General features: G+C 57.2%; 9 protein-coding genes. 8 read left to right on the top strand and 1 reads right to left on the bottom strand.

Annotation, left to right across the window (positions count from 1 at the left end):
- Window positions 1-83 precede the first annotated feature (83 nt).
- The 8 genes from AC6ROY_RS00540 (at window position 84) to AC6ROY_RS00505 (ending at window position 11,051) form a co-directional block, all read left to right on the top strand.
- Window positions 84-3,656 carry a DNA polymerase III subunit alpha gene (locus AC6ROY_RS00540; RefSeq protein ID WP_500098006.1) on the top strand — a complete coding sequence of 1,191 codons (3,573 nt, stop codon included), beginning with the start codon at window positions 84-86 and terminating at the stop codon, window positions 3,654-3,656.
- Window positions 3,657-3,771: 115 nt separating this feature from the next.
- Window positions 3,772-4,257, top strand: coding sequence for a phosphatidylglycerophosphatase A family protein (locus AC6ROY_RS00535; protein ID WP_500098005.1), 486 nt, complete (start codon window positions 3,772-3,774; stop codon window positions 4,255-4,257).
- A 134-nt stretch (window positions 4,258-4,391) separates the two neighbouring features.
- Window positions 4,392-4,583: a glutamate decarboxylase gene (locus tag AC6ROY_RS00530; protein ID WP_500098004.1), complete on the top strand. Its 192-nt coding sequence runs from the start codon at window positions 4,392-4,394 to the stop codon at window positions 4,581-4,583.
- 64 nt (window positions 4,584-4,647) lie between these two features.
- Complete coding sequence (accD, locus tag AC6ROY_RS00525) at window positions 4,648-5,574, top strand: acetyl-CoA carboxylase, carboxyltransferase subunit beta (RefSeq protein ID WP_500098003.1); 927 nt, start codon at window positions 4,648-4,650, stop codon at window positions 5,572-5,574.
- On the top strand, window positions 5,564-6,538 hold the full coding sequence (locus AC6ROY_RS00520; protein ID WP_500098002.1) for an acetyl-CoA carboxylase carboxyltransferase subunit alpha: 975 nt from the start codon (window positions 5,564-5,566) through the stop codon (window positions 6,536-6,538). Before accD ends, AC6ROY_RS00520 begins: the two co-directional genes overlap by 11 nt.
- Entirely contained in the window at window positions 6,531-8,291 is a 1,761-nt protein-coding gene (gene pyk, locus AC6ROY_RS00515) for a pyruvate kinase (RefSeq protein WP_500098001.1), read from the top strand. Before AC6ROY_RS00520 ends, pyk begins: the two co-directional genes overlap by 8 nt.
- Window positions 8,292-8,380: 89 nt before the next feature.
- Window positions 8,381-8,803 carry an acyl-CoA thioesterase gene (locus tag AC6ROY_RS00510; RefSeq protein WP_500098000.1) on the top strand — a complete coding sequence of 141 codons (423 nt, stop codon included), beginning with the start codon at window positions 8,381-8,383 and terminating at the stop codon, window positions 8,801-8,803.
- Between the two features lie 142 nt (window positions 8,804-8,945).
- Window positions 8,946-11,051, top strand: a complete 2,106-nt coding sequence (locus tag AC6ROY_RS00505; protein ID WP_500097999.1) for an RNA degradosome polyphosphate kinase — start codon at window positions 8,946-8,948, stop codon at window positions 11,049-11,051.
- Here AC6ROY_RS00505 and AC6ROY_RS00500 read toward each other — a convergent pair.
- Window positions 11,017-12,558: a Ppx/GppA phosphatase family protein gene (locus tag AC6ROY_RS00500; RefSeq protein ID WP_500097998.1), complete on the bottom strand. Its 1,542-nt coding sequence runs from the start codon at window positions 12,556-12,558 to the stop codon at window positions 11,017-11,019. The two genes, AC6ROY_RS00505 and AC6ROY_RS00500, sit on opposite strands and share 35 nt — an antisense overlap.
- Between the last annotated feature and the right edge of the window lie 324 nt (window positions 12,559-12,882).

Here is a 12,882-nt window from a genome sequence, read left to right as displayed (position 1 = left end):
TTGACTACTATCATCTATATGGCACACTTGTTCGCACTATGCTAAACTAGAAGTAACAATTTGCAGCAGGAGGTGTCGGGCGCGTGAGCGAGTTTATCCACTTGCATGTACATAGCGAATACAGTCTGCTCGATGGCGCCGCGCGCATCGACGATCTGGTCGGCCAGGCGGCGGCGCTTGGGATGAAGGCGCTGGCGCTGACGGATCACGGCGTCATGTACGGCGCAATTCCGTTTTACAAGGCATGCACGGCGAAGGGAATCAAGCCGATTATCGGCTGCGAGGTCTATTTTACAAGCGGGTCGCTGCGGCAGAAGGGCAGCCGTCAGGAGCAGCCGATTTACCATTTGATTCTGCTTGCGAAAAATGTCACGGGATATCAAAATTTGATGAAGCTTGTGTCGATTGCTCACCTGGAGGGCTTTCACTATAAGCCGAGAATTGATCTGGAGCACCTGGCCCTGTATGCGGAAGGGCTGATCTGCACGAGCGCTTGTCTCGGCAGCGAGGTGTCGCAGCATCTGCTGCATGATCGCTATGAGGAAGCGAAGGCGGCTGCGTGCCGGTACCGTGACATTTTCGGGGACGATTTTTACCTGGAAATTCAGGATCACGGACTGACGGAGCAGAAGAAGGTGCTGCAGCAGACGCTGCGGCTCAGCGCAGAGACGGGGATCGGCATCGTGGCGACAAATGACGTGCATTATGTACGCGAGCCGGATCATGAGGTGCAGGATGTGCTGATCTGCATCGGGACGGGAAAAACGGTCGAGGACGAAACCCGGCTGAAGCTCGGCACGTCGCAGCTGTACCTGAAAAGCGCGGAGCAGATGGCCGAGCTGTTCCCGCACGCCCCGGAGGCGGTGCGGAATACGGCGGCGATCGCCGCAGCCTGCGAGCTGAAGCTGGAGTTCGGCCGGTCGATCCTGCCGCAATTCGATCCGATTCCCGCCGGCCTGACGGCGAGCGGTTATCTCGCCGAGCTGTGCGGGCAAGGGCTGGCGGCGCGTTACGCGGCGACAGCGGAATGGCAGGATGCCTCCTGGCGTGGGGAAGTGGAGGAGCGGCTTGCTTACGAGCTTGGCGTCATCGAACGGATGGGGTATTCGGATTACTTCCTGATCGTATGGGATTTCATCCGGTTTGCCCACGAGCACGGAATTGTCACGGGGCCGGGACGCGGCTCGTCGGCAGGCAGCCTGGTCGCTTACGTGCTGCGGATTACGGATGTCGATCCGATCAAGTACCGGCTGCTGTTCGAGCGATTCCTCAACCCCGAGCGGGTGTCGATGCCGGATATTGATATTGACTTCAGCGACCTGCGGCGGGATGAGGTCATTGATTATGTGGTGCGCAAATACGGCCGCGACCGGGTGGCGCAAATCATTACGTTCGGCACAATGGCGGCGAAGGCGGCTGTCCGTGATGTGGGCCGGGCGCTGAACGTGCCGTTTCAGGAGGTGGACCGTGCGGCCAAGCTGATCCCCCACCAGCTTGGCATGACGCTGGAGGAGGCGCTCCGGGTCAGTCCGGAGCTGCAGGCGCTGGCTGCCAGACAGCCGAAGACAGCCGAGCTGCTCCGTTTCGCGATGAAGGTGGAAGGAATGCCCCGGCACGCATCCACGCATGCGGCGGGCGTTATAATTTCGCGGGAGCCGTTGACCCAATACGTGCCGCTGCAGGAAGGGAACGAGCAGACGGCGCTGACGCAGTACACGATGGAGCATCTGGAGTCCATCGGCTTGCTCAAGATGGACTTCCTCGGCTTGCGGACGCTGTCGATCATCGAGCGCACGCTCGGCTGGGTCGGCGAGCAGCTCGGAACGGCGGTAGACTGGAGCCTGATTTCGACCGATGATCCGCTGACCTACGCGCTGCTGGGCAAGGGAGATACGACCGGCGTCTTCCAGCTGGAGTCGGGCGGGGTGAGGCGGGTGCTCAAGGACCTGCGGCCGTCCCGGTTTGAAGATATTATTTCGGTGTTGGCGTTGTACCGTCCGGGGCCGATGGAGTTTATTCCGAAGTATATCAGCTCCAAGCACGGCGAGACGGAGGCGGAGTACCCGCACCCGGATCTGGAGCCGATTTTACAGGATACGTACGGGATCATCGTCTACCAGGAGCAGATCATGCAGATTGCCTCGCGGATGGCGGGCTTCAATCTGGGTGAAGCCGACCTGCTGCGCCGGGCAGTCAGCAAGAAAAAACGCGAGGTGCTCGACGAGCAGCGCGCCCACTTCGTAGAGGGAAGTTTGAGCGAAGGGTATACGGAGCAGGATGCGAACCATGTGTATGACATGATCGTGCGGTTCGCCGATTACGGCTTCCCGCGCGCGCATGCAACGGCGTACGGCGTGCTGGCGTTCCAGACGGCGTACCTGAAGGCGCATTATCCGGTGCAGTTTATGGCTTCGATGCTGACGGCGGTGACCGGCAGCCATCACAAGGTTGCCGAATACGTCGATGAATGCCGCCGGATGGGGATTCCGGTGCTCCCGCCGGATGTGAATGAAAGCGGCTTTCTGTTTACGCCGGTGCTGGATGGTGAGACCCCTGCTATTCGCTTCGGGCTGGCCGCCATTAAAAATGTCGGCACGCACGCGATCGAGTCCATTATCGCCGAGCGGCAGGGCAGGCCGTATGACAGCTTGTCCGATCTGTGCCGCCGCGTCGATTTGCGGGTATGCAACAAGCGGGTGCTGGAATCGCTGATCCAGGGCGGCGCGCTGGGCACGCTGCCCGGCCATCGCGCCCAGCAGCTGGCGATGCTGGAGGATGCGGTGGACGCGGCCGTCAAGTGGCGCAAGGACCGGGAAGCGCTGCAGCTTGTGCTTGACGGCTTCGACGAAGAGGTGACGTGGGAGCTGGACTACCCGGATATTTCCCCTTATACGCTGATGCAGCAGCTGGAGCTGGAGCGCGAGCTGCTCGGCCTGTACATTTCGGGCAGCCCGCTGGACGATTATGAGGAGCTGCTGCGCAAGCTGGAGCCGGAGCTGATGACGCAGCTGCCTGAGCAGGCCGAGGGCAGCGAGGTTGTGGTGGCCGGTCTGGTCGTGTCGCTCAAAACGATTGTGACGAAAAAAGGCCAGCCGATGGCGTTTATGGAGCTGGAGGATCGTGTCGGCAAAGCCGAGGTCGTGCTGTTCCCGGAGGTATGGAAAACAAGCGGCTCGCTTGTTCAGAAGGGCAGTCCGCTGCTGGTGGTCGCCAAGCTCCAGCATGGCGACGAGGAGCAGGTCAAGCTGCTGGCTGACCGGATCGTTGCGCTTGATGATCCGCATATTGAGCTGAAGGCGGTGAAAGTCGCCGCTCCGTCCCGCGCGGCTTCTGCGCGAAGCGCTGCTCCGCATGGCTCGTCGGCGTATCGCGGCGCGCCGCCCGGACCGGCTGTTCCCGCGATGGCGGCCCGACCGCCGCAGCCGGGCGGCCAGCGCGTCTACGTGCGCATCGCAAGCGAACGGGAGCAGCCGGCGGTGCTGACGGCGCTCAAGCAGCTGATCGCCCGGCACGGCGGTTCGCTGCCGGTGGTGCTCTACTACGAGAAGACGCAGAAGACGCTTGGCCTGAGCGGCCAATTTAATGTAAAGCCGTCGCCGGAGCTGATTGCGCAGATCGAGGAGCTGCTTGGTCCGCAAAGCGTAAAGGTGAAATAATGCCAGCCTCCTTCGCATACATTTGAGGTACCCGAACCGTCATCGGTTGTTCCAAGAAGCAAGGGCCGATGCGTCCGTCGCGTGTGACGAATGAATCGAAGGAGGCGTTGTGCTTATGTCCCATCAATTAATCGTCGACTATCTGGAGAAGCGCGGGGTTACCGTGGAGCGGATTGCAGATATTGTGTACGAATTGCAGTCGCCCTACAATCCGGTGCTTTCGAAGGCGGCCTGCGAGGAGAGCGTGCTGACCGTGCTCAAGAAACGCGAGGTGCAGTATGTGCTGTTCACCGGCATTGCGCTTGATGAGCTGGCGGAGCGGAAGCTGCTGCCCGAGCCGCTGCAAAGCTTGATGGAAGAGGATGCCTCGCTGTATGGCGTGGACGAGACGCTGGCGCTTGGCATCGTTCACGTGTACGGGATGATCGGATTGACGAGCTTCGGCTATTTGGATAAAAAGAAAATCGGCATTATTCGCGATCTGAACGACCATCCGACCGGCATCCATGTTTTTCTGGATGATCTGGTCGCAGGGCTTGCTGCTGCGGCTTCCGCGCGAATTGCCCACCGGCAGCAGGATGAGCGGGACCTGTCCTCCTGACAACTTCTCCCTATTTTCGCGAAAATTCGCGCAATTCACCGGTTTATAGGATCGGATCGTCCTCCTGAACTCGGTTGCGGGAAAAAGTGGAGTTATGATATCATTATTCCATTATGTTCGGGAGGTCTTTTTTCATGTGGACCGTGATCTATATCGCACCTACGGCGAAAATAGCCGATAGAATCAAACAGAAGTTGACCGAGGAAGGTTTTCTGGTACAGGTTCGGGCTATCAATATGACCAAAAATCAATTTGAAATTGTCGTACCCGAAGGCGAAGTGGAAGAAGTTCAAGAGGTGCTGAATACCATTTTGCATAGATCCTGAATGAGCGGATGCCAGCAACCCGATGCGCACGGACAAGTCCAACAACGTAAGGCGAGGTGTAGTCGTGCAATTTAAAGACTTGTTTCAGAAAAAAAGAAAATATGCGACCGTTCCGAGTACGGACAGGCCTGCCGTCGATCGACCTTTGGACGGCGCTATTGACGTGCCTGAAGAACGGCCTAGACGGGAAATTCCTGAAGGCTTGATGAATAAATGCCCGAAGTGTGGCACGATTCAGTACAACAAGGAGCTGGACAAAAACCTGAAGGTTTGCTCCGCATGCGATTACCATTATCGTCTGAGCGCCGTGGAGCGCATTCAGATGACGATGGATGACGGCGAGTTTACGGAGCTGGACAGCGAGATGATTTCCGAGGACCCGCTTGGTTTCCCTGATTATGCGGGCAAGTATGAGAAGGCGATGGAGTCGACGGGCATGCAGGACGCCGTCATTACCGGAGAAGGACGAATCGGCGGGCATCCGGTTGTGATGGCCGTGATGAGCTTCGACTTTATGGGCGGCTCGCTTGGCTCGGTTGTCGGCGAGAAGGTAACCCGTGCAATTGAATATGCGCTGGAAACGGGCAAGCCTTTGATTGTCTTCTCGACCTCCGGCGGGGCGCGGATGCAGGAAAGTATCCTCAGCCTGATGCAGATGGCCAAAACAAGCGCTGCGTTGTCGAGGCTGAACGAGCAGGGTGGCTTGTACGTGTCCGTCATTACGGACCCGACCTTTGGGGGCGTATCGGCCAGCTTTGCGATGCTGGGCGATTACATTATCGCTGAGCCGGGAACGGCGTTTGGCTTCACCGGACGGCGTGTCATCGAGCAGACGATCCGGCAGAAGCTGCCTGACAATTTCCAGACGGCGGAATTCAATCTGAAGCACGGACAAGTGGATATGGTCGCACACCGCAAGGAATTGCGCGGGATGCTGTCCAAGCTGCTTGGCATGCATACGGTAAAGGAGGAAGTTGTCCATGGCAAGTGAGATGCCTTTTGAGCTGCCGCTCGCCGAGCTGCGCGCCAAAATCGAGGAGCTGCGCAAGTTCAGCCGGGACAAGCAGATTGATTTCTCCGAAGAAATCGCCCGGCTGGAGCAGCGCTTGATTCAGCTGGAGGGCGAGCTGTACGAAAGCATGTCCACCCAGCAAAAAATGCAGGTGGCCCGCCATCCGCAGCGGCCTACGACGCTGGATTACATCCAGCATCTGTTTACCGACTTCATGGAAATGCATGGTGACCGTCTCTATGGCGACGATCTCGCTATTGTAGGCGGCATTGCCCGTTTCAACGGCATTCCGGTCACCGTTATCGGTCACCAGAAGGGCAAGGACACGAAGGACAATATCGCTCGCTTCTTCGGTTCTCCGCATCCGGAGGGCTTCCGCAAGGCGCTTCGCTTAATGCGTCAGGCGAACAAGTTCAAACGTCCGATCATCACCTTTATTGATACGAAGGGCGCGTATCCCGGCAATGCGGCCGAGGAGCGCGGGCAGGGCGAGGCGATTGCCCGCAACCTGCTGGAGATGGCCGGATTCCGCGTGCCGATTTTGTGTGTCGTCATCGGCGAAGGCGGCAGCGGCGGAGCGCTTGCGCTCGGCGTCGGCAACCGTGTGTTTATGCTCGAGAACGCGATTTATTCGGTCATCAGTCCCGAAGGCGCAGCCTCGATTTTGTATAAAGATGCATCGAAATCTATGGAAGCGGCGGAAGCGATGAAAATTACCGCAGACGAGATTTTGAAGCAAGGCGTGATCGACGCCATTATTCCGGAACCCAAGGGCGGCGCCCACCGGGATGTGGCGTTTCAGGCCGAAGCGATCAAGACGGCGCTGTGGCAGCACCTGCAGGAGCTGCTGGCTTTTACGGAAGACCAGCTCGTCGAAGATCGGTACAGCAAGTTTAGAGAAATAGGCAGATTCACAACCATCCAGGAGGGTAACCATGCGTAGAACGAAAATTGTTTGTACGATCGGACCAGTGAGCGAATCGCTGGACATGTTTAAGAAATTGATCGGAGCGGGAATGAATGTCGCCCGTCTTAACTTTTCCCACGGCGACTTCGAAGAGCATGGCAACCGGATTAAAAATGTCCGCCAGGCGTGTCAAGAGCTGGGACGCAGCGATGTAGCGATTTTGCTGGACACGAAAGGTCCGGAAATCCGTACCGGCAAGCTGAAAAACGACCAGAAGGTTGAACTGGTACAGGATCAGGTTATTACGCTGACGACGGAAGAAATCGCCGGTGATGCCGAGCGCGTTCATATTACGTACCGTGACCTGTACAAGGATGTTCGAATCGGTTCGACCATTTTGATTGATGACGGCCTGATCGGGCTGGAAGTTGAAGATATTCAAGGAACGGACATCGTATGCCGCATTAAAAACGGCGGTTTGCTGGGCGGCAAAAAAGGCGTCAACGTGCCGGGCGTGAAAATCAACCTGCCGGGAATTACCGAGAAGGATGCCAACGATATTATTTTCGGCATTCAGCAGGGCGTTGATTTCATCGCGGCTTCTTTCGTCCGCAAGGCGAGCGATGTCATCGAAATCCGCGAAATTTTGGATCGCCACAACGCAACGCATATTCAAATTATTTCCAAAATCGAAAACCAGGAAGGCGTCGACAACCTCGACGAAATTCTGGAAGTATCCGACGGCCTGATGGTTGCGCGCGGCGACCTGGGCGTTGAAATTCCGGCTGAAGATGTGCCGATCGTGCAAAAGGCGATGATCAAGAAATGTAACCAGGCAGGCAAGCCGGTTATTACAGCCACGATGATGCTGGATTCGATGCAGCGCAACCCGCGTCCGACTCGCGCCGAAGCAAGTGACGTGGCGAATGCGATCTTCGACGGCACGGATGCCGTGATGCTGTCCGGCGAAACCGCCGCAGGGAAATACCCGATTGAATCCGTGCAAACGATGGCTCGCATCGCCGAACGCGCGGAAAGCGCGCTGGAGCACCGTGAAATTTTGGTTCGTCAAAGCAACGCGCAGCAAACGACAGTGACGGAAGCGATCAGCCAAGCCGTCGCCAACTCGGCGCTTGATTTGCAGGCGCGCGCGATTTTGACAGCAACGGAAAGCGGCTATACGGCTCGCATGGTATCCAAATACCGTCCGAAGGCGCCGATCGTAGCCGTTACGCCGGATGAGCGCGTATTGCGCCGCCTGTCGCTCGTATGGGGCGTCGTGCCGCTGATCGGCGAATCCTGCACGTCGACGGATCAGCTGTTCGAAATGGCGGTTGACGCCAGCGTGAAAAACGGCCATGTCAGCCTGGGCGATATCGTAGTCATTACGGCGGGCGTGCCGGTTGGCCGTTCCGGGACGACAAACCTGATCAAGGTGCATCAAGTCGGCGAGATGATCGCCAAGGGCCAAGGCATCGGTACACAAAATGCAACCGGCAAAGTGATCGTAGCCCGCAGCGCGGAAGAAGCAAATGCGAAGGCGACCGAGGGCTGCATTTTGATTACGCCAACGACGGACAAGGACTACATGCCTGCTTTTGAAAAAGCGGCTGCAGTTATTACCGAGACAGGCGGAATTACGTCTCACGCCGCTGTTGTCGGCATCAGCTTGGGCAAGCCGGTCATCGTCGGGGTTGAACAGGCGCTGACGATTTTGAAGGATGGAGCCGAGGTTTCGATTTATCCGGAAGTCGGCGTTATTTATTCCGGCCGCGCACGCGTGCTGTAAGGTCTGGACTCGATACAGGAAGGAGCGAAATCGAATAGCGGTTTCGCTTTTTTCCTGTTTAAACTAGGGATGCGGAGGAAGTCTAAACGATGTGGCATTCGCACGACATTCGGGTCCGTTACCAGGAAACCGATCAGATGGGCGTTGTCTATCACGCCAATTATTTGAACTGGCTGGAGGTTGGACGCACCGAAATGATCCGCGGCTTGGGTATCCCTTACGCATCGCTGGAGGCGAAGGGGCTGCTGCTGCCCGTCGTTGAGGCGGAGCTGAAGTTTAGCCAGCCGGCCCGTTATGATGACCAGGTGACGATTCATACCCGTTTGGAAACGTATACGTTTGTTCGTCTGGAGTTTGCTTATGAAGTAAAGCGGGGAAGCGAATTGCTGGTCAGCGGGACCACCCGGCATGTGTGGGTGAACCGGAGCTGGAAGCCTGTGCGACTCGACCGGGAAGCGCCCGAGGTTTATGCGCTGCTGCAGGCGGCCGCGGAGTCTTCCGACCCAATTTAGGGGACGCGCAAGGTTTTCTTTGTACTTTACATAAAATTTACAAAAGGCGTATTGTCCCTTAACATTGTCGAATTACGATGAAGGAAGTAGAACCACGTAAAAAAATGGACAATGATGCGTGAGTCATGGGGGTATAGTACCAATGAACGAGACGGCTTCGCGAGAGACAACTGCTAAGGAAACAGCCAATCATTATTTGAACCGTGATCTGAGCTGGGTGGAATTTAACCGGCGCGTGCTGGAAGAGGCGCAGGATGCGACGACTCCGCTGCTGGAGCGCGTCAAGTTTTTATCCATCGTGTCCTCCAATCTGGATGAGTTTATGAGTGTTCGGGTGGCGGGGATTGTCGACCAGATCAAGGCGGGTTATACGAAGAAGGATTTCACCGGATATACGCCGGCGGGCTTGTTCAAGCGAATTATGAAGCGCGCCGCCAAGATGGTTGCCGAGCAGTACAAGACGTACCGCGAGGTGTGCCGGGCGATGGCGAAGGAAGGCATTCATTTTACGGAATACGAGGACCTGAATGTCACGCAGCGCAAGGCGATGGACGAATACTTCCATGAAATTATATTTCCGGTGCTTACGCCGATGGCGGTGGATCAGGCCCGCCCGTTCCCGCTCGTTCATACGCAAGGCGTCTATCTGGCCGTTGTGCTGATGAAGGAAGAGGATGATCCCGAGGATGAGCCGTACTTCGCCATTTTGCAGGTGCCGTCCAATCTGGCGCGATTTATCGAAATTCCGACGCGGACAAACAGCAAGAAACGCGAGTATATATTGATTGAGGAATTGATTGAGCAGCACAGCCACACGTTGTTCAGCGGCTACAAGGCGGTATCCGTTCAGGCGTTCCGGCTGACGCGTAATGCCGATCTGACGCTGAATGAAGAGGGCGCTGAGGACTTGCTGGAGGAAATCGAGCTGCAGCTTCGCCGACGCCGCTGGGGCGCTCCGGTGCGTCTGGAGGTGCAGAAGGGCATGCACCCGTACGCGCTGGCGCAGCTGATGGACGAGTTCGAAATTACGGATAACATCTTTGAAATCGACGGTCCGATCGACCTTACGTTTCTAATGAAGCTGGCCGGTACGCTGAAAGGTTACGACCAGCTGCGCTACTCGCCGATCAAGCAGGCGTATCCGTCGGAGCTGGAGGATGTCGTCGATGTGTTCACCAAGCTGCGGCAGCAGGATGTGCTTGTGTATCACCCGTATGAATCCTTTGATGCGGTGACTGATTTTGTTTGCCAGGCGGCTTATGACCCGCAAGTGCTGGCGATCAAAATGACGCTGTACCGGGTCAGCGGCAACTCGCCGTTGATTCAGGCGCTGGCGCGGGCAGCCGAGTCAGGCATGCAGGTGACCGTTGTCGTGGAGCTGAAGGCTCGTTTCGACGAAGAGCGCAACATCGCGTGGGCGCGCAAGCTGGAGCAAGCCGGCTGCCACGTCGTCTACGGGCTGGTCGGGCTGAAAACCCATGCCAAAATTACGCTGGTCGTCCGCCAGGAGCAGGACGGCTTGCGGCGGTACGTCCACGTCGGCACCGGCAATTATAACGATAATACAGCCAAGCTGTACACGGATATCGGGTTGTTTACGACCCATAAGGAAATCGGGGAAGATGCTTCGGCGCTGTTCAACGAGGTGACGGGCTATTCCGCTCCGCATAACTGGAAGGCTTTCGGCGTAGCGCCGACGGATATGATGGGCAAGCTGATCGAGAAGTTCCGGCGCGAAGCCAGGTTTGCGGCAGAGGGCAAGCCTGCGCGGATTATTGCGAAGTTTAATTCCTTGTCCAATCAGCAGATGGTGGATGAGCTGTATTTGGCTTCGCAGGCCGGGGTGAAAATTGACCTGATCGTGCGCGGCGTCTGCTGCCTGCGGCCGGGGGTGCCGGGGCTCAGCGAAAATATTACGGTGCGCAGCATCGTAGACCGGTTTCTGGAGCATTCGCGTATTTTCTACTTTGAAAATGGCGGCGACCCGGAAATTTATATCGCTAGCGCCGACTGGATGACGCGCAACCTGACACGGCGTGTTGAGCTGATGTGCCCGGCGTTTGACAAAAACGTTCAGCAGACGCTGATCAACATTTTGCAGCTCAGCCTTGATGACAATGTAAAAGCCCGCCAGCTTCAGCCGAACGGGCTTTATGAACGGCTGCGGTCCGGCTCGGCGCAGCCGAAGCGCAGTCAATTTGCAGCGATGCGGGTTAATTCGTGGAAAACGAAGGCTCGTGAAGAATGAGCTGCAGCCCCCACAGCTTTTTAAAATCTTTGTTCAACGCCTCGACCTCTCTGTATTCCGCAGAGGGGTCGTGTCTGTTTCGCAGACCGAGATGAAGCGATAACTCATGAACGACAGCTGAAGTCAGCTCCAGCGCCTGCGTCTCGCTGATGTCCAGCGCAATCGCGAGCTGCAGCAGCCCGCCGAGCCTGGCGATCAGCTCCAGGTCCTCCTCCGGCAAAATATCGCTGTAAGCGGCCATCGCCTGCTGGGTGCGGTTTTTCGCTTTGAAGGAAGCGATCAGCGCGCACAGCAGCATCTCGCGATGGGTGAGCCCGTCGATGCGCGTCTGGGCGATCAGATGGAAGGAATGCTTCGGATATTGATAATATTGCAGGGAAGCTCCGATCCGGTACAAGCTGGCCGCGATGCTCAGACAGAGACGCGTCCGCTCCGAAAACAGCCCCCGGGCGTCGTTCTCCAACGCGTCATACAGACGCAGCGCTGTGGAGCGCACTTGCTGAATATGCGCTTCAGGCGCAGTCGAATGCAGGGCCAGCAAATTGGCGGCGCTGTTTTCGGCGACTTGACCGGCTTGCAGCTGAGCCGGGGCGAACGACTCGAAAAACAACCCGTCCCGCAGCCCAGCGCCGCTGACAATGTAATGGGTAGCGCCGGCCAGCTGAAAGATCGTCTGCAAAATGAGCAGGCCGGGCACAATAATATCGGTGCGGTCCTTGGACAAGCCGTCGACCTTCTTGCGCTTCTCGCCCGACATCGCCGGAAGCCAGGCGGCCAGCTCATCCATTTCCTCCGGCTGCACGATGTAGTTGTGCGTTTGCGGAAACGAATAGCGGCGGCGGCGCTGGCTGATTTTGCAAAGCGTGCGAACGCCGCCGCCCAGACCGATCAGCGGCAAGCCGGGCGACTGCTTGATCCACGGCTCGCGGGCCACCGCGACCAGCACCATCTGCCGGATCGCCTGCTGCTGGTCGGTTGTGAATTCGCCGTCCGTCGAATAATTGCGGGTCGTATTGACGGCGCCGAACGGAAAGGATACGCTGCGCAGCAGCTTGCGTTCCCGGAACAAACTTACCTCGGTGCTGCCGCCGCCGATGTCAATCAGGAAGCCGTCCGCAACATCCATCGTGCGGATCATGCCGAGAAAGCCGATGCGCGCTTCATCCTCGCCGGACAAAATAGCGACGGGCAGGCCGCTTTCCCGGCGCAGCGTGTCAAGAATATGCGCGGCATTTGAGGCATTGCGAACAGCTGCCGTGGCTGCGACGCGATATTCGCCGGCCTTATACATATCGCCGATTCGCTTGAATCGGGTGAGAATTCGTACGAGCTCTTGAATGTCCGCTTCCGCAAGCGAGCCGTCCGGCCGGATTCGGCTGCTCAAGCGCGCCGATTCCTTGAATTCACCGACAACCCGGTGGCCTCCCTCCGCTGTAAGTTCGTAGATGGCCAGGCGAATGGAGTTGGAGCCGATGTCGATAATTCCGATGATGCGGCTATTGTTCATGAGGTGACCTCCCGTCTGCACGCTAGCAATAGCATTGCTTTTCAATTTTCAGAATGATACTTATTTTAACCCGTACCCCTAGTGAAGTCTACCCGCGCCGTCTGTAAAGTTATGAACCTCTTTACCCGCATTTTACCCACAATTTGCTTGCCGAAGTCCTGCCGTGTCAGGAATTTTGCTTGAAGGCATCAAGCTGCAAAGTTATGGGAATGCTTGAAGAGATCAAGTGCGGCAAGGGCTGCCGGGCATAAGAGCGGAAAGACGAATGATGCTGAGGCAAAGCCGGATAGCATCTGTTTATGACGTCGATAATGAACTTTTATG

This window comes from Paenibacillus sp. sg306046 (genome assembly GCF_059821225.1).
This window is presented reverse-complemented; position numbering and strand designations above follow the sequence as displayed.